Below are 22,597 nucleotides of genomic sequence, written 5' to 3'. Positions count from 1 at the left end.
CGAGACGGGTGAGGGGTCTCTCTCCATGAGCCCTCCCTCGCCTAAGTTTGCGGAGCCCTCATCCGGCGCTTCGCGCCACCATCTCCCACAAGGGAAGAAGGAAGAAGATCACGTCCCTTCCACAAATCGTTTGAACGCGTCTGCGTAATCCGGGTGCCAGCGCGACAGTGGCGGGCGATTCTCGACGATGTCGCCGGCGGCCCACAGCATGCGCTTCTCGTCGAGCACGCGCGGCACATCGTTGTCGGGGCAGAGGATGTAGAAATCGCCGGCCTCAAGCCGCGCCAGCATGAACTCGACGGTCTGCTCGGGCGTCCAGGCGGCGGCGGGCTTTTCGGTGCGGCCCTTGGCGGTGAGCCTCGTGAACACGAAGCCGGGGATCAAGAGATGCGCCGTGACGTGGCAATCCCTGGTGTTGCGCAGCTCGTGCTGAAGCGCCTCCGTAAACGCCTTCACGCCGGCCTTGGAGACATTGTAGGCGGGATCGCCGGGCGGGGTGGTGATGCCTTGCTTGGAACCGGTGTTGATGATCACCCCGGCCTTGCTGCGTGCGATCATGTTCGGCGCGAAGATGCGTGTGCCGTTGATGATGGCCCACATGTTGACGCCGATGATGTGCTGCCAATGGTCCGGCTCGCCGAACAGCGTGCTGCCCGGCTGGATGCCGGCATTGTTCATCAACAGGTCGGTGCCGCCGAAATGCGCGCCCACGGCGCGTTCAAGTTCCGTCACGCTCTCGATCCGGCTGACGTCGGTTGCTGATGTCATCACGTTCGCTGCGCCTGCGATCGATGACAGTTTTGTTGCAGCTTCTGCCAGGCTGGCCTCGTCGACATCGGCGATGCACACTTTCATCCCGGCGCGTGCGAACGCCAGGGCCGCGGCGAAACCGATGCCGGAAGCGCCGCCGGTGATCACGGCAACATTGCCCTTGGCGATGACAGGATGCGGCATGGCTGTTCTCCAGGCGTGGATCTTGCTCGAGCTATAACATGGCATTCGCCCGACCCTGCACAAGTCGGCATGGCAGGGCTTCGTTCCGCGCCGACTTTACGCGTTTCCGGCGCCGCTGTATCCTCTTCGACCTAACGATCCCGGCCAGATCGAGCCCATCAAAATCATAAAACCTAGGGAGTGCAGACATGGCTGTGTCGCAGGCTATTCCGATCACGCGCCATCCGTTCGCCAACGGGTCCTACAAGCAGATGCTGATCGACGGGAAGTGGGTCGATGCCGCGTCCGGCAAGCGCTTCGAGACCCACAATCCCGCCACCGGCGAATTGCTGGCAACCGTCGCCGAAGGCGACAAGGACGACATCGATCGGGCGGTCGCGGCCGCGCGCCGCGCCTTCGAGGGGCCGTGGAGCAAGGTCAAGCCGTTCGAACGGCAGAACCTGCTGCTCAAGCTCGCCGACCTCGTCGAGAAGAATTTCGACGAATTGTCGCAGCTCGACACGCTCGACATGGGCGCGCCGCTCAGCCGCACCCGCGCCTATCGCCTGCGCGCTGTCGGCATGCTGCGCTACTACGCCGGTCAGGCCACGGCGATCCACGGTGAGACCATCGAGAACTCGCTGCCCGGCGAGATCTTCTCCTACACGCTGAAGGAGCCGATCGGCGTCGTCGGCGCTATCATTCCCTGGAACGGTCCGCTCACCGCGACGATCTGGAAGATCGGTCCTGCGATCGCGACCGGCTGCACCGTGGTCCTCAAGCCCGCCGAAGAGGCGCCGCTGACGTCGCTCCGCATCGCCGAGCTCGCGATGGAAGCCGGCATTCCGCCCGGCGTCGTCAATGTCGTGCCCGGCTATGGCGAGACCGCGGGCGCTGCGCTTGCCTCGCACCATGATGTCGACAAGGTCGCCTTCACCGGCTCGCATGTGACGGGCCAGTCGATCATTCGTGCGTCGGCCGGCAACCTCAAGCGCGTCTCGCTCGAGCTGGGCGGCAAGTCGCCTGACATCGTGTTCGCCGATGCCGATCTCGATGCCGCCGTGCCGGGCGCCGCGATGGCGGTGTTCGCCAATTCGGGTCAAATCTGCAGCGCCGGCACGCGCCTGTTCGTCGAGCAGGCCATCTACGAAGAGTTCGTCGGCCGCGTCGCCGAGTTCGGCAAGAAGCTGCAAGTCGGCAACGGGCTCGATCCCAACGTCCAGATCGGCCCGCTGGTCTCCGAGCAGCAGCTCGAGCGCGTCACCGGCTATCTCGACATCGGCCAGAAGGAAGGTGCGCGTGCGCTCGCCGGCGGCGGCCGCGTCACCGAGGGCGCGCTGTCGAAGGGCTTCTTCGTCTCACCGACGGTGTTCGCGGGCGTCCAGGACAACATGCGGATCGCGCAGGAGGAGATCTTCGGTCCCGTCATCTCCGCGATTGCGTTCAAGGACATGGACGAGCTGGTCAAGCGTGCCAACAACACCACCTTCGGCCTCGGTTCCGGCCTGTGGACGCGTGACGTCACCAAGGCCCATGCGGTCGCAAAACGCCTGCGCGCCGGTTCGGTCTGGGTGAATTGCTACCAGGCGATGGACCCAGCCGTGCCGTTCGGCGGCTACAAGATGAGCGGCTATGGCCGCGAATCCGGCAAGCAGCACGTCGAGGAATATCTCAATGTGAAGGCCGTCTGGGTCAAGACGGCGTAAGCGTTCCGCACGAGGGAATAACTGCTTTTGGTGGGGCGGCACCTTTTCCGGTGGCCGCCCCTCGCTATATGATCAGCATCCTTTCATAGCCAACTGGGGCCAGTATGAAATATCCAGCGTTGTTTCAACCGTTGCAGGTCGGTCCTTACAAGCTTGCGCATCGCGTCGCGATGGCGCCGCTGACACGCATGCGGGCCGAGCGCGAAAGCTTTTCGCCGCGGCCGCTCAACGCCGAGTATTATGGCCAGCGCGCGACGAAAGGCGGCCTGATCATCGCCGAAGCCTCGCCGGTGCTCTCGCACGGGCGCGGCAATCCGGCGACGCCGGGCATCTATACGGACGCGCAGATCGCGGGCTGGCGCAGGGTGACGGATGCCGTGCATGCCAAGGGCGGCATCATCTTCCTCCAGCTCTGGCATGTCGGCCGCGTCTCGCATTCCTCCTTCCATGGCGGTGAGCTGCCGGTCTCGGCTTCGGCGATCCCGATCAGGGCCGAAGGCATGAAGGCGATGACCGCCGACGGCAAGATCGCCGATTACGAGACGCCGCGCGCGCTCGAGACCGACGAGGTCAAGGGCATCGTCGAGGCTTTCCGGCAGGGCGCGAAGAACGCGCTCGCGGCCGGGTTCGATGGCGTCGAGATCCACGGCGCCAATGGCTATCTGCTCGAGCAGTTCCTCCAGTCGCGCAGCAACCAGCGCACCGATCAATATGGTGGCTCGATCGAGAACCGCACGCGACTGCTGCTTGAAGTCACCCAGGCCGCGATCGATGTGTGGGGCGCGAACCGTGTCGGCGTGCGGCTGTCGCCGCACGGCATCGCCAATGATTCAGCGGAGCCCGATCCGATGCCGCTCTACACCCAATTGGTGAAGGCGCTCGACAAGCTCGGTCTGGCCTATCTGCATTTCATCGAGCCGCGCTCCAGCGGCGCCGGCCGCGCCGACGTCCATTGGGAGAACGTGCCCTCTGCCATGGTGCTGTTCCGCCCCTACTACAGCGGCGTGCTGATGACCGCCGGGGGCTTCACCGGCGAGACCGCGAATGCCGCGATTGCCGATGGCCATGCCGACATCATCGCTTTCGGCCGCATCTTCATCTCCAACCCCGATCTGCCGCGACGGCTCGAGCACGGTTATCCGATCACGCCATATAACCGCGCGACGTTCTATGGCGGCGAGGAGAAGGGGTATACGGATTATCCTGGGTATGACGAGCTGACGCCGGCGTAATCCCCTCCTGTCATTCCGGGGCGATGCGCAGCATCGAGCCCGGAATCCATCCAGCCTCTTGGTATGCCGTTCGTTGGATTCCGGGTTCGCGACTTCGTCGCGCCCCGGAAATGACGATCGTGTATTGTCGCTCGCGATGACGATGAGGACGCATCATGGCCAAAGCCGCAGTCGCCGGAGGAACCGCCACGGGCCAGTGCCTCTGCGGCAAGGTCACCTTCGAGATCGACGTGCCGGCGCGCTGGGCGTGGCACGATCACTCCGCGGCCAGCCGTCGCGCCCATGGCGCGGCTTATGCCACCTATGTCGGCAGCTGGAAGAAGCGTTTTCGCATCACCTCCGGCAAGGCCGCGCTCACCCGCTACGAGGATAAGGCCACCAGGACCGCGCGCAGCTTCTGCGCACATTGCGGCACGCCGATCGCCTATGAGCGCCCGCGCGGCCCGCACATGGTCAACATCCCGCGCGCACTGTTCAAGGAGCGCACCGGGCGCCAGCCGCTCTATCACATCGCCATCGAGGAGCTGCAGGAATGGGCCTATACCGGCGAGCCGCTGGTGCCGCTGAAGGGCTTTCCGGGCGTGGTCTGGCAGCGCTCGAAAAAGAAGAAGCGCGCTAGCGGCGAGGACCCGTTCGAGCTCGGCCGCGAGGAGCCGCTTTAGCCCTCGCCTTCGATGGTGCGGCCTTGCGCGGTGTAGCCCGCTTCGCCGGCGGCTTGGCCGGTATCGTTGCCACGTAATCGAGCGCGCGTTTCACCCAGGACTTGAGCCCGGCATCGGTTCGCGTGCCTTCATCAGAGACCCGCACGAAGCCGGTCATGATGCGCCCGCGCATTTCCATCGGACTTGTGTGCGGCTCCTTCAGCATCCGCGCATGCGCCTCAGGTCCGACGCGAAACAGCATGCCGCCGCGGCCGCTGATGGTGCAGCACATGACGTTGTCCACCATGAAGCAAAGCCCGCCCATCATCTTCTTTTCCGCGACGTGGCGTTGGCCGGCCAGCAATTTGCGAACCCGAACTGCGGTGCCTTCGTCATAGGCCATGACGGTCCCTCCAGAATCGGCCGATCCTTCCAGCTTCTCCCCGCGCGCGCAAGGCAGCCATGACCGTGCTTCCTTGCGCGCACGTCGAAATTTCGGCCATCATGTCCTCCGTCCTTGCGGCAACGTCCGCTCCTGGAGGAAACATGAAGAACAAGATCACCGGCCGTTCCGCCTTTCTCGCGCTGCTCAAGGACGAGGGCATCACGCATCTGTTCGGCAATCCCGGGACCACCGAGCTGCCGATCATGCATGCGCTGAAGGACCACCCTGACCTCACCTATGTGATGGCGATGCAGGAGAGCCTGGTGGTCGCGATCGCCGACGGCTACAGCCGCGCCTCCGGAAAGCTCGTCGCCTGCAACGTTCATGTGGCGCCTGGCCTCGGCAATGCGATGGGCTCGCTCTACAACGCCCAGTTCACCGGCACGCCGATGATATTGACCGCGGGCCAGCAGGAGCAGGGCCACGGCCTGATGGAGCCGGTGCTTTACGGCCCGCTGGTGCGCATGGCCGAGCCGCTGGTGAAATGGGCGGTCGAGGTGACACGGCTGGAGGACCTGCCGCGCATCGTGCGCCGCGCCGCCAAGGTGGCGATGACGCCGCCGACTGGGCCGGTGTTCATCTCACTGCCCGGCGATATCCTCAACAGCGAGGCCGGCATCGATCTCGGCCGCTCCACCCGCATCGATGCCCGCACGAAGCCGACGGACGAGGCGCTCAGAGCATTTGCCGCGCGGCTGCTGAAGGCCGAGCGCCCTGTCATCGTCACCATGGACGAGGTGGTCAAGAGCGATGCGCTGAAGGAAGCTGCCGAGCTCGCCGAACTGCTCGGCGCCGCCGCCTATCAATCCTCGACACCCTATGGCTCGCACTTCCTCTCCGAGAGCCCGAGCTTCGTCGGCACGCTGGCCCGCGTCCAGAAAGTCGCGCGCGATACGCTCGCGCCCTACGATCTCCTGATCGCGCTCGGCGGCGATCCCCTGCGCATGTCGGTCTATAGCGAGGTCGATGCGCTGCCTGACGGACTCGGCATCATTCAGATCGGCCTGGTCGATTGGGAGATTGCCAAGAACTACGGCGCCGAGATCGCGCTGAAGGCGGATCTGAAGGAAACGCTGCGCGCGCTGATCCCTGTGTTGAAGGAGATGGGCGGCGCGGCGCTCGCGACCCGCGCGAAGCAGCGTCTTGCCGAGTTGACGCCGAAGAACTGGACCGCGCGCCGCGCCGCGCTGGTCGAGCAGATCGGCAAGAGCGCCGGCCGTGCGCCGATCGATCCTGATTATCTGGTGCTCCAAATGGTCGAGGCCATGCCCGACCACGCGATCCTCGTCGACGAAGGCCTCACCTCCAGCCGCCAGATCACCAACTTGCGTCCACACCGCGACCGCTATGGCTATCACGGCCTTGCCTCCGGCGGCATTGGCTGGGGCCTGCCGGCCTCCGTCGGCGCCAGCATCGCCAATCCGGATCGTCCCGTCGTGTGCTTCTCCGGCGATGGCAGCGCAATGTATTCGATCCAGTCGCTGTGGACCGCGGCGCATCACAAGCTGCCGCTCAACGTCGTCATCGCCAACAATGGCGGCTACCGCATCATCAAGCAGCGCTTGCTCGCGTTTCATGGCGACGACAATTATGTCGGCATGGATTTTGTCGATCCGCCGGTGGATTTCGCCGGCGTCGCGAAGGCGCTGGGCTGCGAAGCGATCAAGATCAGCGATCCCAGGGAGTTGAAGGCGACGCTGGCGTCGGCGTTCAATCGGCCGGGGACGAAGCTGATCGAGGTGATGGTGGACGGGAAGGTGTAGGGCCGCGCTGCTTCAACGTTCTCAGCTGTCATCGCCCGCAGGCGGGCGATCCAGCATTCCAGAGACGGCTGTGATTCCTCGATAGGCCGCGGCGTACTGGATGCCCCGCCTCCGCGGGGCATGACAGCGAGTACGTGGCTTCTACCCCTTCTTCCCCACCCGATACGTCGCCGCCGGATGCGGTGCATCCAGTCGCGCGCGGCCATCGCCGAACAGTTTTTCCCGCAATGTTCCTTTGGCGTATTCCGGCTTATAGCGGCCGCGCCTGGTCAGCTCCGGCACCAGCATGTCGCTGATATCCTCGAAATCGCCGGGCGAGATCGCAAACGCGACGTTGAGACCATCCACGTCGGTCTTCTCGAACCAGTCCTCGATCTTGTCGGCGACGCTTTCGGGCGTGCCGACAACGACGGGTCCGGCGCCGCCGATACCGACATGCTCGATGACGTCGCGTACGGTCCAGATGCGGTCGGGATCGCCGCGGGTGACGTTGTCGAGCGCGCTGCGGCCGGCATCGTTCTGGACGTGACGGACCTGCTGATCGAGCTCGTAGCCGGAGAAGTCGATGCCGGTCCAGCCCGACATCAAGGCGAGCGCGCCTTCCGGATTGATGTGCGAGCGGTAGTCGGCATATTTCGCCGCAGCTTCAGCTTCGGTTTTGCCGAGGATGATCGTCATCATGTTGAACATCAGGATCTCGGCCGGGTTGCGGCCGATCTTGGCGGCTTCCTCGCGGATCGCGGCGACGCGCGGCGCGATGATCTTGGCCGAGGGGCCCGACATGAACACGCATTCGGCGTGCTTGGCCGCGAATTGCCGGCCCCGCGGCGAGGTGCCGGCCTGGTACAGCACGGGCGTGCGCTGGGGCGACGGCTCGCTCAGATGAATGGTGTTGTTGATGCGGTAGTTCGCGCTGTCATGATTGATGCGGTGAACCTTGCTTGGATCGGTGAAGATGCCGCGCTTGCGATCGCGCAGCACGGCGTCGTCCTCCCAGCTGCCTTCCCACAGCTTGTAGACCACTTCCATATAGTCGTCGGCGATATCGTAGCGGTCGTCGTGCCCGGTCTGCTTGTCCTTGCCGGCGCCGCGTGCGGCGCTGTCGAGATAGCCGGTGACGACGTTCCAGCCGATCCGCCCCTCGGTGAGATGATCGAGCGTCGACATCCGCCGCGCGAACGGGTAGGGCGGCTCGAAGGAGAGATTGCTGGTGACGCCGAAGCCGAGATTTTTGGTCACCGCCGCCATGGCCGAGAGCAGCAGCAGCGGCTCGTTCGACGGCGTTTGTGCTGCATTGCGCAAGGCTGCGTCAGGGCTATTGCCGTAGACATCGTAGACGCCGAGCACGTCGGCCAGGAACAACCCGTCGAAACGGCCGCGTTCCAGCGTTTTGGCGAGATCGATCCAGTAGGGCAGGCGGTTATATTCGGCGGTGCGGTCGCGCGGATGGGTCCACAGGCCCGGTGATTGATGCGCGACGCAATTCATCGCAAATGCGTTGAGCCTGATCTCTTTGGCCATGCTGGTCCCCCGGCGCCCTGTACTGAGCGCTCTTTGAATGATAGACGTGCGCCCCAACTTGGCGAAGTTCTTGCATATAATTGGCCCTTGGCAAGGGCCAAGAATAGAAGGACCGAGGATAGAAAGGCTTGCGCTCGGCAAGGCCAAAACCGGCGGCACGCCCGTCCTTGGCAAGCCAGGCTCAAGAGAGCAAGAACGAAATCGCAAGTCCCCGCCACTTTCGAGTGCCCGCGTACTCCGCTACGCTGCCTCGTTCCAGGACGTTGAAGACGAGACTGATGACCAGAGCCGACGCCATCGCCCGCGCCCGGGACGACTTCAAATCCGGCGCGTTCCTCGCCGAACTCGACCGCCGCGTCGCCTACAAGACCGAAAGCCAGAATGCCTCGCGCGGCCCCGAGCTGCGCGCCTATCTGGAGCAGGAGATGGTGCCGGCCTTTGCCGCGCTCGATTTCACCAGCCGCATCGTGGAATCCCCGAGCGGCAAGTCGCCGTTCCTGTTTGCCGAGCATCAAGAAAGCGCGTCGCTGCCGACCGTGCTGATCTACGGCCATGGCGACGTCGTCGACGGCATGGAGGGCGAATGGCGCGAGGGCCGCGATCCCTGGCGTACGACGACATCAGGCATTCGCCTCTATGGCCGCGGTACCGCCGATAACAAGGGCCAGCACAGCATCAACATGGCCGCGCTCCGCGCCGTGCGCGAGGCCCGTGGCGGCAAGCTCGGCTTCAATGCGAAATTCATCGTCGAGATGGGCGAGGAGATCGGCTCGCCTGATCTCGGCAAGGTCTGCGACCTCAACCGCGATGCGCTCAAGGCCGATCTATTCATGGCCTCCGACGGGCCGCGGCTGTCGGCAGATCGGCCGACTCTTTTTCTGGGCTGCCGCGGTGGCATCCGCATCCATCTCGATGTGGTCTTGCGCGATGGCGGACACCATTCCGGCAATTGGGGCGGCGTGCTCGCCAACCCCGCGACCATCCTGGCCAACGCGATCTCGACGCTGGTCGACGGCCATGGCCGGCTTCAGCTGGAGGCCTTGAAGCCGCCGCGGCTGACCAACCAGATCCGCAGCTACCTTGCCGACGTCCAGGTGGTCCCGACCGAGGACGAGCCCGCGCTTGCGGAGAATTGGGGCGAGGATGGCCTGTCCGCGGCCGAGCGGCTCTATGCCTGGAATACGCTGGAAGTTCTGGCGATGTCGTCGGGCAATATCGAGAAGCCGGCCAATGCCATCCCCGGCCACGCCAATGCCGTGTTGCAGCTGCGTTTCGTCGTCGGCACCAAGGTCGATGGCCTGATCGAGGCCGTCCGCGCGCATCTGGTTGCAAAGGGCTTTCCGATGGTCGAGGTGCGGGCGGCCCAGAGCTTTGCGGCCTCGCGCACCGATTTCGACAGCCCGTGGATCAAATGGGCGGCGGATTCGGTGCGAGAGACCACCGGCAAGGCGCCGGCGGTGCTGCCAAATTTCGGCGGCTCGCTGCCGAACGACGTGTTTTCGGAAGTCCTGGGCCTGCCGACGATCTGGGTCCCGCACTCCTATCCCGGCTGCTCCCAGCATGCGCCGAATGAACACATCCTGCTGCCATTGACCGAAGAAGCCTTGACGGTGATGGCCGGCTTGTTCTGGGATCTCGGTGAATTACCCAGACCCTTGACGTGAGGCCGCTTGCCTCAGTCCATTAACCTGGGCGGGCATCCAGCCGAAAGTCACATTCTAATCCGGGCCAAGATGTGCTTGCATCCGGCCGCATCATCCTGAAAGGGGAGAAAAAGTGAAACATTTCCGTCACATCGGCCTCGCGCTCGTCGCGACCTTTGCTGTGAGCCAGGCTGGGGCCGAGGAACTCACCGGCACGCTGAAGAACATCAAGGACACCGGCGCCATCACCCTCGGCTTCCGCGACTCCTCGATTCCGTTCTCTTATCTCGACGACAACCAGAAGCCCGTCGGCTTCGCGATGGACATCTGCTACAAGATCGTCGACGCGGTAAAGAAGGAGCTCAAGCTCGACAAGCTCGAGGTCAAGCTCAACCCGGTGACCTCGGCCACGCGCATCCCGCTGATGGCCAACGGCACCATCGACCTCGAATGCGGCTCGACCACCAACAATACCGAGCGTCAGAAGCAGGTGGCCTTCACCAACACCCACTTCCTGACCGCCAGCCGCTATGTGTTCAAGAAATCGAGCGGCCTGAAGTCGATCGACGACCTCAAGGGCAAGACGGTGGTCTCCACCGCCGGCACCACCAACATCAAGCAGCTCACTGAAGCCAACGTCGAGAAGAAGCTCGGCGCCAACATCATTCCGGCCAAGGATCACGCCGAAGCCTTCCTGATGGTCGAGACCGACCGCGCGGTCGCTTTCGTGATGGACGACATCCTGCTCGCGAGCCTCGTCGCCGGCGCGAAGACGCCGTCCGACTATGTCATCTCCAAGGATGCGTTCTCCAAGCCCGAGCCCTACGGCATCATGCTGCGCAAGGACGACGCCCCCTTCAAGAAGGTGGTCGATGCAGCAACCGCTGCGCTCTACACCTCGGGCGAAGGCCAGAAGATCTACGACAAGTGGTTCATGTCCAAGATCCCGCCGAAGGGTCTGAACCTCAACACCCCGATCTCCGATCAGCTGAAGCACGAGTTCGCAAAACCCTCGGACTCGCCGATCCCGGACGACTACAAGTAAAGATATAAACTCGATCTCAGGATCGGGATCATGTCCGGCCACTCTTGACACCAGAGTGGCCGGACATTTGCATAGGCGCCCAGACCTTCTTTCGAGCCAATTTTGATTGACGCGTTCGCGCGGGGGACACGTGAACTACCATTGGAACTGGGGAATCTTTTTCGAGCCGAACCCGATGGGGACCGGCAACTATCTCGACCTGTTGCTGTCGGGACTTGTGCTGACCCTCGAAACCGGAGTGCTGGCCTGGATCATCGCTCTGATCACCGGCTCGGTCGTCGGCGTGATGCGGACGCTGCCGTCCAAGGGCGCGAACTGGTTCGGTTTCGCCTATGTCGAATTCTTCCGCAACATGCCGTTGCTGGTGCAGCTATTCCTGTGGTTCTTCGTGCTGCCGGAATTGCTGCCGAAGGCGGCCGGCCTGTGGCTCAAGCAATTGCCGAACGCGCCGTTCTGGACCGCGTCGATCGGCATCGGCTTCTTCATGTCGGCGCGCGTGGCGGTGCAGTTGCAGGCCGGCATCTCCTCGCTGCCGCGCGGGCAGAAGATGGCCGCGACCGCGCTCGGGCTGACCACGGTGCAGGGCTATCGCTACATCCTGCTGCCGATGGCGTTCCGCATCATCCTGCCGCCGCTGACCTCCGAGTTCCTCAACACCATCAAGAACACCGCGGTTGCCATCACGATCGGCCTGCTGGAGCTGACCGGTGAGGCGCGCTCGATGCAGGAATTCTCGTTCCAGGTGTTCGAGGCCTTCACGGCCGCGACCGTCCTCTATCTCCTCGTCAACGCCGTCGTCGTGACCGCGATGCGCTTCCTCGAGCGCTGGGTCGCGATCCCCGGCTACATCACGGGGAAATAAGCGATGCTCGCCAATTTCGATTTCGACGTCATCCGCCGCGCGCTGCCCTATCTGTTCTACGAGGGCATGACGTTCACGCTGATGCTGACGGGGCTCGCGGCCCTCGGCGGCCTCGTGTTCGGCACCGCGATCGCGCTGATGCGGCTGTCCGGCTACAAGACGCTCGGGCGCATCGCCGGCGTCTATGTCGACTTCATGCGCTCGCTGCCGCTGGTGCTGGTGATCTTCTGGTTCTACTTCCTGGTGCCCTATATCGGACAGTGGCTGACCGGGGCGTCGCGCCCCATCAGCGTCGGCGCGTTTGCCTCCTCGCTCATCACCTTCATCATGTTCGAGGCCGCTTACTTCTCCGAGATCATGCGCGCCGGCATCCAGTCGATCTCGCGCGGGCAGCCGGCCGCTGCCAGCGCGCTCGGCCTGACCTACGCCCAGACCATGCGTTACGTCGTGCTGCCGCAGGCGTTCCGCAACATGTTGCCTGTGCTGATCACACAGACCATCGTGCTGTTCCAGGACACCTCGCTGGTCTACGTGCTGTCGATCACGGATTTCCTCGGTGCCGCCAGCAAGGTCGCGCAACGCGACGGCCGTCTGGTCGAAATGTATCTGTTTGCCGCCGTCGTCTACTTCACCATTTCCTGTATCGCGTCCTTCGGCGTCCGCCGCCTCCAGGCGCGCATCGCCATCATCCGCTAGGTGTGATGTGGAATTGACATCCCAACGAACGGTGCCCCTTCACCTCTCCCACAGGGAGAGGTCGGATCGCGTCGGCGATCCGGGTGAGGGGCTTCGCTCCAACGATAGACCTGAACCCCTCACCCGGCGCTCCGCGCCGACCTCTCCCCTCGGGAGAGGTGACCGAGTCTGCCGCAGGACTTGAGAGACACATGATCGAAATCAGCCACGTCAACAAATGGTACAGCCCGACCTTCCAGGTGCTGACCGACTGCACCACAAGCGTCACCAAGGGTGAGGTCGTCGTGGTCTGCGGCCCCTCGGGCTCGGGCAAGTCGACCCTGATCAAATGCGTCAACGCGCTGGAGCCGTTCCAGAGCGGCGACATCAGCGTCGATGGCACCAAGGTCAACGATCCCAAGACCAATCTGCCGAAGCTGCGCTCGCGCGTCGGCATGGTGTTCCAGCATTTTGAACTTTTCCCGCACCTCAAGATCATCGACAATCTTTGCCTCGCCCAGCAGAAAGTGCTGGGGCGGTCGTCCGACAAGGCGGTGACGAAGGGCATGACGCTGCTGGAGCGTGTCGGCCTGAAGGAACAGGCGCAGAAATTTCCGGCACAGCTTTCCGGTGGCCAGCAGCAGCGTGTCGCCATCGCGCGCGCGCTCGCCATGGATCCGATCGTGATGCTGTTCGACGAGCCGACTTCGGCGCTCGACCCCGAGATGGTCAGCGAGGTGCTCGACGTCATGGTCGACCTCGCCCATGAGGGCATGACCATGATGGTGGTGACCCACGAAATGGGCTTTGCCCGCAAGGTCGCCAACCGCGTCATCTTCATGGACCGCGGCGAGATCGTCGAGGACGCCCCGAAGGACGATTTCTTCGGCAAGCCGCGCAGCGACCGTGCGCAGAAGTTCTTGTCGAAGATTCTATCCCACTAACTGGTCGTCATCCCGGGGCGCGCTTTGCGAATGCCCCGGAATGACGAAACGAGGGGTGATCGGCGCCCCCATTTCGCGTATAAGCGCCCCAAATCCCCTTTACTGCCAGGAGACCCGCCTTGGATTCGATCGCCTACGTCAACGGCTCATTCGTCCCGCTCGCGGAGGCGAAAATCTCGGTGCTCGATCGCGGCTTCCTGTTCGCCGACGGCATCTATGAGGTCTCCGCCGTGCTCGACGGCAAGCTGATCGACAACGCCTCGCATCTGGCGCGGTTGGAGCGTTCGGTCGGGGAGATCAAGCTGAAATTGCCGGAGACGGTTGAGCGCCTCACCGAGATCCAGAAGGAGTTGATCGCCCGCAACAAGCTGGTGAGCGGCCTCGTCTATCTCCAGGTCACGCGCGGCGCCGACAAGGGCCGCGACTTCCCGTTTCCCAAGGCCGACGTGAAATCGAGCCTGGTGATGTTCACTTCGGTGAAGGACATCATCAACGCTCCGGTCGCAAAGACCGGCATCAACGTCATCACGGTGCCCGACATCCGCTGGGAACGGCGCGACATCAAGAGCGTGGCGCTGCTGGCGCAGGTGCTGGCGAAGCAGGCCGCGGCCGAAGTCGGCGCCGGCGAAGCCTGGATGTTGCAGGATGGCTATGTCACCGAGGGCGGCTCGTCCACGGCATTCATCCTGACCAAGGACGACGTCATCGTCACCCGACAGAATTCGAACGCGATCCTGCCCGGCTGCACCCGCAAGGCGGTGATCGCGCTTGCGGAGGAGCGCCAGCTCCGCGTCGAGGAGCGTTCCTTCACGGTCGCCGAGGCGCTCGCCGCCAAGGAGGCCTTCATCACCTCGGCCTCGTCGTTCGTGCAGCCGGTGATCGCCGTCGACGGCAAGACGATCGGCGACGGCAAGCCCGGGCCGATGGCGACGCGCCTGCGCGAGATCTATGTCGAGTTCGCCAAGGCGACCGCGGTCTAAGCCACACCCGTCACTGTCATCGCCCGGCTTGACCGGGCGATCCAGTACTCCGAGACGGCGGTGGTTGAACAGATGGGCCGCGGCGTACTGGATGCCCCGCCTTCGCGGGGCATGACAGTTGAATGAGTGGAAGCGGGGATGCGTCCGTCACGGCGCCGTGGCCTACGCCACCGACGCCTTCACCTTCACCGGATGCACCGCGCGGAACGCGATCGCCAGCCTGTTCCAGGCGTTGATGGCGCCGATCAGCGCGGTCAGGTTCACTGTCTCCGCATCGGAGAACTGCGCGCGGACCTCTTCATAGACATTATCGGGTGCACGCGTCTCGGAGATCAGCGTCACCGACTCGGTCCAGGCAAGCGCGGCACGCTCGCGGTCGGTATAGAGCGGAGATTCGCGCCAGGCGTTGAGCAGATAGATGCGCTGCTCGGTCTCGCCGCGCTTGCGCGCGTCCTCGGTGTGCATGTTGATGCAGAAAGCGCAGCCGTTGATCTGCGAAGCCCGGATCTTGACGAGCTCGATCAGCGATTTTTCCAGACCCGTCGACTGGATCTGCTCTTCCAGCGCCATCAGCGCCTTCATGGTGTCGGGGGCGGCCTGGTAGAAGTTCATGCGGGGTTTCATGGTGGTTCTCCTTTCGCTGGGTGAGAGATCAGTGGGCTCCCCCGGCCGAGACATGGCCGGGCTTCGTCAGGAAGAGGGACGCGATGAAGGCGACGATCAGCGCGATGCCGAGCAGATAGAAGGTGTCGCTGAACGCGAAAATGTAAGCCTGCTTCTGCACGACATGGCCGATCGCGACATAGGCGCGATGCGCGGCATCGGCACGGTCGAGCAAGCCGTGATTGATGAAATATTGCGTGAGCTGTTCGAGCCGCGTGCGGGTGGCCTGCTCGAAGACCGAGACCGACTGCGTCAAAACGTTGGAGTGATACTGCTCGCGCTTGGTCAGCACGGTCTGCAGCAGCGCGATGCCGACGGCGCCGCCGAGATTGCGCATCATGTTGAAAAGGCCGGAAGCCGAACCGGCATTCTCCGCCTCGATGCCTGCGGTCGCCACCGCCGAGAGCGGCGCCATCACCAGCGCCTGGCCGATGGCGCGGACGATGTTGGGCCACAACAGCTGAGCGGCGGCGTAGTCGTTGGTCATAGAGATGTTCATGAAGTTGGAGACGGCGAACAGGATGAAGCCGATGCCGATGATGATCCGCGCGTCGAACTTCTGCATCAGGCGCGGCACCAGCGGGATCAGCACCAGCTGCGGCAGTCCGGTCCAGGCCAGCACCATGCCGATCTGCTCGGAATTGTAGCCCTGAATCCGCGACAGATATTGCGGCAGGATGAATACCGAACCATACAACGCGACGCCGAGCAGAAAGTTCGCGAGCATTCCGAACCCGAAATTGCGGCGGACCAGCAGGCGCAGGTTCAACAGCGGCTTCTTCACGGTCAGCTCGATGATCAGGAACGCGGTGAGCGCCACGGCCGCGATCACGCTGAGCTTGACGATGAAGGGCGAGCCGAACCAGTCGTCCTTGTTGCCTTCCTCCAGCACGGTCTGGAGCGCGGAGAGGCCGATCGCCATGGTGATGATGCCGGCCCAATCGCCGTCTGCGAGCAGCGACAGCTTCATCGGCTTGGCGTCGAGCGCGTACCAGAGCATGCCGACCATGATCGCACCGGGCGCGAGGTTGACGTAGAAGATGTACTGCCAGCCCAAATTCTCGGTGAGGTAGCCGCCGATGGTCGGGCCGATCGCCGGCGCAAACGTCGCCGACAAGGCGAACAGCGCAAGGCCGACCGGCTGCTTTGCACGCGGCAGCAGCGTGATGATCAGCGTGAACGCCATCGGGATCAGCACGCCGCCGGTAAATCCCTGCACGGCGCGCAGCACGATCATCTGCGGCAGATCTTGCGCCAGCGCGCAGGCCGCGGACAGAGCCAGGAACAGGATCGCATTGGTGAGCAGATAGATCCGGATCGAGAATACCTGGGCGAGCCAGCCCGACAGCGGGATCACCACGATCTCGGCGATCAGATAAGAGGTCGAGATCCAGCCGCCGTCATCGATGCCGGCGCCGATTGCGCCCTGGATGTCGGCGAGCGAGGCGTTGACGATCTGGATGTTCAACACCGCCATGAACGCGCCGAGCGTCGCACCGATCACGGCGATCCAGGTTTTTGCAGAAACCGCCGGCGTGGCGGGAGCAGCTTGTGGCGCGGGGATGTCGGCAGCGGAAGCGGCGTTGAGGGTTGGTTGGAGCGTGCTCATGGAAGCCTCGTCTCTAATGTGGAGACAGGATGCATTGGACGGTTCGTTTCGATAATCGGGGGAATCTGGGAAGGATCATCAGGCGGGAGTTGATAATCCCGCCGCGATCCTCCGCGACATCAGCCTCCGTTCGGATGCGGTGCGTTGTCGGCGACGCGCTTGATGCTCTCGCGCTCGGCCACCACCGCCGCCTTGGTGTCGACCGTCGGCACCGCCGACATGCCGGGCCGCAGCAGACCCGTGAGGCTATGATCGTCGAGCATGATCTTCACCGGCACGCGCTGCACGATCTTGGTGAAATTGCCAGTCGCATTGTCGGGAGGCAACAGCGCGAATTCAAGCCCGCTGGCCGGCGAAAGGCTGTCGACATGGCCGTGCAGCGTGCGATTGCGAAAACTGTCGACGATCAGTTCGACCGGTTGCCCCGCGCGCACATGCGTGAGCTGGGTCTCCTTGAAATTCGCGACCACATAGACGGCGTCGAGTGGAACCACGGCCATCAATTGCGTGCCGGCCTGCACGTACTGGCCGACCCGCAAGGATCGGGCGCCGACCGTGCCGTCAACCGGCGCCGTGATCTCGGTATAGGACAGGTTCAGCTCGGCCTGGTCGGCGACCGCGCGGGCGCGGTCGAGCTGCGCAGAAGCCTGCGCCCGCTGCGTGGTGAGCACGTCGACCTTGCGCTGCGCGGCCAGAAGGCCAGATTTGGCGTGCTGCAATTGCGCGTCGCTGGCGCGCAGCGCCGCATCGGTCTGCTGCGCGCGCTGGATCGTGCCGGAACCCGACTTCATGAGGTCGTCGTAGCGGGCGCGTTCTTCCTGCGCAAATTTCAGATTGGCATCGGCGGCGGAGACGTCAGCGGTGCTCTGCGCTATAATAGGCTGTTGCAGCTCGAGCTGGGCATCGAGGTTGCGCACCGACGCTTCCGCGGCGGCGACGTCCGCGCGGGCCTGGCCGAGCGCGGCCTTGAAATCGCGGTCGTCGATCCTGGCCAGCACCTGGCCGGCCCTGACCTTTTCGTTGTCGCCGACCAGCACCTTCGCGATGTAGCCCGAGACCTTCGGGGCGATGATGGTGGAATCCGCCTTCACATAGGCGTCATCGGTGGATTCCAGGTAGCGGCCCGTGGTCAGGTAATTATAGCCAAAGTCGCCGGCAGCAGCGATGCCGAGGACCAGCGCCAGCGCGAGGGCGGCCCGCTTGATCGCCTGCCGGGACGGCTTCAAGCTGATTTTGTCAGTGGTTTCAGTGATATAAGTCGCGTTCGACATGACATCCTCCGGCTTTGGCAGACGTCCCGTTCCGAAGGGGCGCTGTTGTCTGCGTGGAAGATGCGCTGTCCCGGCGCTTGTGATAATCCGCCAAAAAGCAAAATGATTGTCCACCCATGCTGCATAATCCGAGGCGCTCATGGACCGGCTGACCAGCCTGACCGCTTTCGTCCGGGTCGTTGACACCGGCGGGTTCTCCGCCGCGGCCCGCAAGCTCGAGATGTCCACGACCATGGTGAGCAATCACATCCAGGCGCTGGAGGAGCGGCTCGGTGCACGGCTGCTCAACCGCACCACCCGCAAGGTCAGCGTCACCGAGATCGGCAAGGCCTATTACGACCGCTGCGTCCAGATCCTCTCCGACATCGAGCAGGCCGACGACATTGCCGGCGCCTTGCAGTCGGTGCCGCGGGGCACGCTGCGGATTCATTCCGCCACCCACATGGTGCCGTTCGTGGCGGGCGTCGTGGCAAAGCTGCTGTCGACCTATCCGGAGGTGAAGGTCGACTTACGCATGGGCGAAGCCAATGTCGATCTGATCGAGGAGGGCTACGACGTTGCTCTGCGCATGACGCCGCCGCCGGATTCCAGCCTGATCGTCCGCAGCCTCGCCACCTGGCGCCATGTGCTGTGCTGCTCGCACGACTATCTCGAAAGGCATGGAAAGGTGCAGCAGCTCGCCGAGCTCACCGAGCACAATTGCGGCCGCCACCTCAACTATCCCTTCGGCGACGAATGGCGCTTCTTCGACCGCAAGGGCGCGCCGGCTTCCGTGCGCATCTCGGGCAGCCTCGTCACCAACAGCGGCGAGGCGCTGCGGCGGATGGTGATCGAGGGCGCCGGCATCGGCCTGCTCGCGGGATTTTTGGTGAGCGACGATCTGGATGCGGGGCGGCTCGTGCGCCTCTTGCCGGAATATCGTCCGGTCGAGATGTCGATGAACGCGGTCTATCCGCATCGTCACCATCTGTCGGCGAAGGTGCGCACCTTCATCGACATGCTGGTGCATCACAGCGCCGAGCAGCAGAAGCTGATCAATCCGTATTCGTGAAGCCCGGCCGTTGCGTCAACCGGTGGCGCGCAGCTTTGCTGGCGAAGACGCTGCAAGCTTGGCGAGCGACCGCTCGACCTCAGCCTTCACCTTTGCGATGGCGATGTCCTTCACCGGCCCGTAGCCGCGGATCTCCATCGGCGCCTTGGCGATGGCGACGAGATCGGGAAGATGGGCTGTGTCGACCTGATCAAGCATTTGCGCGACGACGCCCTCATACCAGGCAATCAGCTCTCGCTCAGTCCGCCGCTCGGCGGTGTAGCCGAACGGATCAAACGCTGTCCCGCGCAGCACTTTCAGCCGCGCCAGCATCGCGAGCGGCATCTGGATCCACTGACCGAAGGCGCGCTTGCGCGGGCGGCCGCGTGCGTCGCGGCCGGACGGCAGAAACGGCGGCGCGAGATGGTACTGCACGCTGAATCCATCCTCGAACTCGCGCCTCAGCTCGTCGAGGAAGCCGCTTCTCATATGCAGGCGTGCCACCTCATATTCGTCCTTGTAGGCCATCAGCTTGAACAGGGCGCGCGCGACAGCCTCGGTCAGCGCCTCGCTATCGCGCCCGGCTTCGGCCTCGCGGACTTGCGCCACAAGTGCGCGGTAGCGCGCGGCATAGGCGTCGTCCTGATAATCCCTGAGGAAATCGGCGCGCCTGAGGATGAGCTGATCGAGCGTCTCGGCTTTGGACGCTCCGTTTGCTTTCGGCAGGAAGTCGGGATCGGCGGCAGCGACCCGGCCCCACGCGAAAGCCTGCTTGTTGCGGTCGATCGCGACACCGTTGAGCTCGATCGCGCGCAGCAGCGCCGATAGCGAGAGCGGCACCAGCCCGCGCTGCCAGGCAAATCCGAGCATGATGATATTGGCATAGACGGCATCGCCAAGCAGCCGCTCGGCCAGCGCGTTCGCGTCGATGCTGTCGAGATTGTCGTTGCCGACGACTTGGCGGATCGCACGCAGGCGCGCGGGCGAGGCGAGGTCGGCATCGCGGAAGCGGACTACGTCGCCGGTCGGCATCTCCGCGGTGTTGATCGCAGCGCGCGTGCCGCGGCGATAGGTGCCGGATGCCTTCGGCGAGGAACTGACCACGAGGTCACAGCCGATCAGCGCATCGGCTGCGCCCTGGTCGATACGGACCTGATGCAGCGCGTCGGGCGACGGGGCAAGACGGATGTAGCTCAGCACGGGTCCGAATTTCTGCGCAAAGCCGGTAAAATCGAGCACCGAGACACCGCGACGTTCCAGATGCGCGGCCATGCCGATCAGTGCGCCGACCGTGATCACGCCGGTGCCGCCGACGCCGGTCACGAGCAGGTCGTAGGGACGATCGAGCGTCGCGGGGGCGGGGACGGCAAGCGTCGCGGCACGGCCGATCGCATCAATCCGGCTGGCGCTCTTCTTCCGTCGCGTCGCGCCTTCGACGGTAACGAAGCTCGGGCAGAAGCCGTTGAGACAGGAAAAGTCCTTGTTGCAGGCGGACAGGTTGATCTGGCGCTTGCGGCCAAACGGCGTTTCCTTGGGCTCGACGCTCAGGCAGTTGGATTCGACCGAGCAGTCGCCGCAGCCTTCACAGACGAGATCGTTGATGTAAGCAAAGCGCTTGGGATCGGCCATCTGTCCACGCTTGCGCCGGCGCCGCTTCTCGGTGGCGCAGGTCTGCTGGTAGATCAGAACCGAGACGCCTGAGACGTCCCGCAGCTCGCGCTGCACGGCGTCCAGCTCCTCGCGCGGATGAATAGTGACCCCACCGGGGAGATCCGCCGGCGAGAATTGCGCGGGCTCGTCCGATACCAGCGCGATGCGGGCCACGCCTTCGGCGCGGACGCTGTGTGCGATGGCATGCACGCTGACGGGGCCGTCGACCGGTTGGCCGCCGGTCATGGCGACGGCGTCGTTGAACAGGATCTTGTAGGTGATATTGGCTTTGGCGGCGATCGCCTGACGGATCGCCATCGAGCCGGAGTGGTAGTAGGTACCTTCGCCAAGGTTCTGGAAGATGTGTTTGTTGCCGGTGAACCGCGAGGAGGCGGCCCAATTCACGCCTTCGCCGCCCATCTGGATCAGCGATGAAGTTTCGCGGTCCATCCAGCTCGCCATGAAGTGGCAGCCGATGCCGGCCAGGGCCTTCGATCCCTCAGGCACTTTCGTTGATGTGTTGTGCGGACAGCCCGAACAGAAATAGGGCGTCCGCGTCGCGCCCAGGACGTTGATCGTGCGCGCGGCTTCCGGCAGAAGCGCAGCGGCGCGCGCTGCGAGATTGAGGCCCGGAAACATCGGATCGAGCCGGCGCACGAGAACGTCGGCGAGTGCTCGCGGTGACAATTCGCCGGTCCAGGAAATCAGCCGTGCCCCGGTTTCGTCGTGCTTGCCGACCATGCGCTCCGGCTTGCTGCCGGGGTAATCGTAAAAATATTCCTTGAACTGGCTCTCGATGATGCCGCGCTTTTCCTCGACCACGAGGATCTCGCGCTTGCCTTTCACAAAATCCATGGCGTCGTGCAGCGCCAGCGGCCAGACCATGCCGACCTTGTAGATGTCGATGCCGATGCTGCGGCAGGCGGCCTCGTCGAGGCCCATCAGCCGCAGCGCCTCCATCAGGTCCAGATGCGCCTTGCCCGTGGTGACGATGCCGTAGGTGGCGTTTGGAATGTCGTAGATGTGGCGATCGATCGGGTTGGCCTTGGCAAAAGCGTAGACCGCGTGCTTCTTCGCCTCCAGCCGCTCCTCGATCTGCGGGCCCGGCAGATCGGGCCAGCGATAATGCAGCCCGCCGGGCGGCGGCGTGAAGTCGGGCGTACGGAAGAGTCGCGATGGGCGCAGCACGACGGAGGCGCCCGACTCCACGATCTCGGAGATCGCCTTGAAGCCGACCCACATGCCGGAGAAGCGGCTCAGCGCGTAACCATATTCGCCGAATTCAAGATATTCGTCGACGCTTGCGGGGTGCAGCGTCGGCATGAACCAACTCATGAAGGCGACGTCGGACTGGTGCGGCATCGAGGACGACACGCAGCCATGGTCGTCGCCGGCGACCACCAGCACGCCGCCTTGCGGCGAGGAGCCATAGGCGTTGCCGTGCTTGAGCGCGTCGCCGGAACGATCGACGCCGGGGCCTTTGCCGTACCATAGCCCGAACACGCCATCGACCTCGCGCTCTCCTTGCGTCTGCACCTGCTGCGAGCCGAACACCGCGGTAGCCGCGAGGTCCTCGTTGACAGCGGGGAGGAATTCGATGCGGTCGCGCTTGAGGCGTTCCTGGATGCGCCAGAGCTCGAGATCGATGCCGCCAAGCGGCGAGCCGCGATAGCCGGAGATGAAGCCGGCGGTGTTGAGCCCAGCCGCCCGATCACGCCGCACCTGATCGAGCGCGATGCGGACGATGGCCTGCGTGCCGGTGAGGAAGACGCGACCCTCCTGGCGCTCGTAGCGGTCGGAGAGTTCGTAGGCGTCGAGTGACGGAATGGCGTCCATGATGGACCTCGCGCGGCATCCTGCCGATGGCGAAGGTTAGGCCTGGGACGCTGGTAGGTCTTACCTAATTATCCCGCCGTGACCCAATAAAACGGTAGATTTTTGCAAGAACGATCGAAGTTTGGTAGGTTTAATCGACTGGAGGGCT

Annotated in this window: 18 protein-coding genes; 11 read left to right on the top strand and 7 right to left on the bottom strand. The window is 64.0% G+C overall.

Annotated elements, in window-relative coordinates; translation table 11 throughout:
• Positions 1–108: 108 nt before the first annotated feature.
• A complete protein-coding gene (locus XH91_RS30635) occupies positions 109–954 on the bottom strand; it encodes an SDR family NAD(P)-dependent oxidoreductase (protein WP_128954057.1) in 846 nt (281 codons plus the stop codon).
• A 188-nt stretch (positions 955–1,142) separates the two neighbouring features.
• Between XH91_RS30635 and XH91_RS30630 the strand changes: the two genes are divergently transcribed.
• The 3 genes from XH91_RS30630 (at position 1,143) to XH91_RS30620 (ending at position 4,533) form a co-directional block, all read left to right on the top strand.
• Positions 1,143–2,639: an aldehyde dehydrogenase family protein gene (locus XH91_RS30630; RefSeq protein WP_128954056.1), complete on the top strand. Its 1,497-nt coding sequence runs from the start codon at positions 1,143–1,145 to the stop codon at positions 2,637–2,639.
• Between the two features lie 104 nt (positions 2,640–2,743).
• Positions 2,744–3,871: an alkene reductase gene (locus XH91_RS30625; protein WP_128954055.1), complete on the top strand. Its 1,128-nt coding sequence runs from the start codon at positions 2,744–2,746 to the stop codon at positions 3,869–3,871.
• A gap of 155 nt (positions 3,872–4,026) precedes the next feature.
• Positions 4,027–4,533, top strand: coding sequence for a GFA family protein (locus XH91_RS30620; protein ID WP_128954054.1), 507 nt, complete (start codon positions 4,027–4,029; stop codon positions 4,531–4,533).
• Here XH91_RS30620 and XH91_RS30615 read toward each other — a convergent pair.
• Positions 4,487–4,915 (bottom strand): TfoX/Sxy family protein, encoded by a 429-nt coding sequence (locus XH91_RS30615; protein WP_164933672.1) that lies wholly within the window; start codon positions 4,913–4,915, stop codon positions 4,487–4,489. The two genes, XH91_RS30620 and XH91_RS30615, sit on opposite strands and share 47 nt — an antisense overlap.
• 143 nt (positions 4,916–5,058) lie before the next feature.
• On the opposite strand from XH91_RS30615, the gene XH91_RS30610 reads away from it, so the two are divergent.
• Positions 5,059–6,720, top strand: coding sequence for a thiamine pyrophosphate-binding protein (locus XH91_RS30610; RefSeq protein ID WP_128954053.1), 1,662 nt, complete (start codon positions 5,059–5,061; stop codon positions 6,718–6,720).
• 141 nt (positions 6,721–6,861) lie between these two features.
• Here the strand turns inward: XH91_RS30610 and XH91_RS30605 are convergent, their stop codons facing one another.
• Positions 6,862–8,241, bottom strand: a complete 1,380-nt coding sequence (locus XH91_RS30605) for an LLM class flavin-dependent oxidoreductase (RefSeq protein ID WP_128954052.1) — start codon at positions 8,239–8,241, stop codon at positions 6,862–6,864.
• 278 nt (positions 8,242–8,519) lie between these two features.
• Between XH91_RS30605 and XH91_RS30600 the strand changes: the two genes are divergently transcribed.
• The 6 genes from XH91_RS30600 (at position 8,520) to XH91_RS30575 (ending at position 14,390) form a co-directional block, all read left to right on the top strand.
• Positions 8,520–9,905, top strand: coding sequence for a M20 family metallopeptidase (locus XH91_RS30600; protein WP_128954051.1), 1,386 nt, complete (start codon positions 8,520–8,522; stop codon positions 9,903–9,905).
• Between the two features lie 112 nt (positions 9,906–10,017).
• Complete coding sequence (locus XH91_RS30595) at positions 10,018–10,929, top strand: amino acid ABC transporter substrate-binding protein (protein ID WP_128954050.1); 912 nt, start codon at positions 10,018–10,020, stop codon at positions 10,927–10,929.
• Positions 10,930–11,059: 130 nt separating this feature from the next.
• Positions 11,060–11,791 carry an amino acid ABC transporter permease gene (locus tag XH91_RS30590; RefSeq protein WP_128954049.1) on the top strand — a complete coding sequence of 244 codons (732 nt, stop codon included), beginning with the start codon at positions 11,060–11,062 and terminating at the stop codon, positions 11,789–11,791.
• A 3-nt stretch (positions 11,792–11,794) separates the two neighbouring features.
• Positions 11,795–12,487 (top strand): amino acid ABC transporter permease, encoded by a 693-nt coding sequence (locus XH91_RS30585; RefSeq protein ID WP_128954048.1) that lies wholly within the window; start codon positions 11,795–11,797, stop codon positions 12,485–12,487.
• 191 nt (positions 12,488–12,678) lie between these two features.
• Positions 12,679–13,410 carry an amino acid ABC transporter ATP-binding protein gene (locus tag XH91_RS30580; RefSeq protein WP_128954047.1) on the top strand — a complete coding sequence of 244 codons (732 nt, stop codon included), beginning with the start codon at positions 12,679–12,681 and terminating at the stop codon, positions 13,408–13,410.
• A 119-nt stretch (positions 13,411–13,529) separates the two neighbouring features.
• Positions 13,530–14,390 carry a D-amino-acid transaminase gene (locus XH91_RS30575; RefSeq protein ID WP_164933671.1) on the top strand — a complete coding sequence of 287 codons (861 nt, stop codon included), beginning with the start codon at positions 13,530–13,532 and terminating at the stop codon, positions 14,388–14,390.
• A 162-nt stretch (positions 14,391–14,552) separates the two neighbouring features.
• Here the strand turns inward: XH91_RS30575 and XH91_RS30565 are convergent, their stop codons facing one another.
• From XH91_RS30565 to XH91_RS30555, 3 genes are all read right to left on the bottom strand, one after another.
• Positions 14,553–15,014, bottom strand: a complete 462-nt coding sequence (locus XH91_RS30565) for a carboxymuconolactone decarboxylase family protein (RefSeq protein ID WP_128954045.1) — start codon at positions 15,012–15,014, stop codon at positions 14,553–14,555.
• Positions 15,015–15,042: 28 nt separating this feature from the next.
• A complete protein-coding gene (locus XH91_RS30560; RefSeq protein WP_128954044.1) occupies positions 15,043–16,662 on the bottom strand; it encodes an MDR family MFS transporter in 1,620 nt (539 codons plus the stop codon).
• Positions 16,663–16,781: 119 nt separating this feature from the next.
• A complete protein-coding gene (locus XH91_RS30555; protein WP_128954043.1) occupies positions 16,782–17,933 on the bottom strand; it encodes an HlyD family secretion protein in 1,152 nt (383 codons plus the stop codon).
• Between the two features lie 139 nt (positions 17,934–18,072).
• On the opposite strand from XH91_RS30555, the gene XH91_RS30550 reads away from it, so the two are divergent.
• Complete coding sequence (locus XH91_RS30550) at positions 18,073–18,984, top strand: LysR family transcriptional regulator (protein WP_128954042.1); 912 nt, start codon at positions 18,073–18,075, stop codon at positions 18,982–18,984.
• A gap of 15 nt (positions 18,985–18,999) precedes the next feature.
• On the opposite strand, the gene XH91_RS30545 is transcribed toward XH91_RS30550, so the two are convergent.
• On the bottom strand, positions 19,000–22,449 hold the full coding sequence (locus XH91_RS30545; RefSeq protein WP_128954041.1) for an indolepyruvate ferredoxin oxidoreductase family protein: 3,450 nt from the start codon (positions 22,447–22,449) through the stop codon (positions 19,000–19,002).
• Between the last annotated feature and the right edge of the window lie 148 nt (positions 22,450–22,597).

This window comes from Bradyrhizobium guangzhouense (assembly GCF_004114955.1).
GTDB lineage: Bacteria > Pseudomonadota > Alphaproteobacteria > Rhizobiales > Xanthobacteraceae > Bradyrhizobium > Bradyrhizobium guangzhouense.
This window is presented reverse-complemented; position numbering and strand designations above follow the sequence as displayed.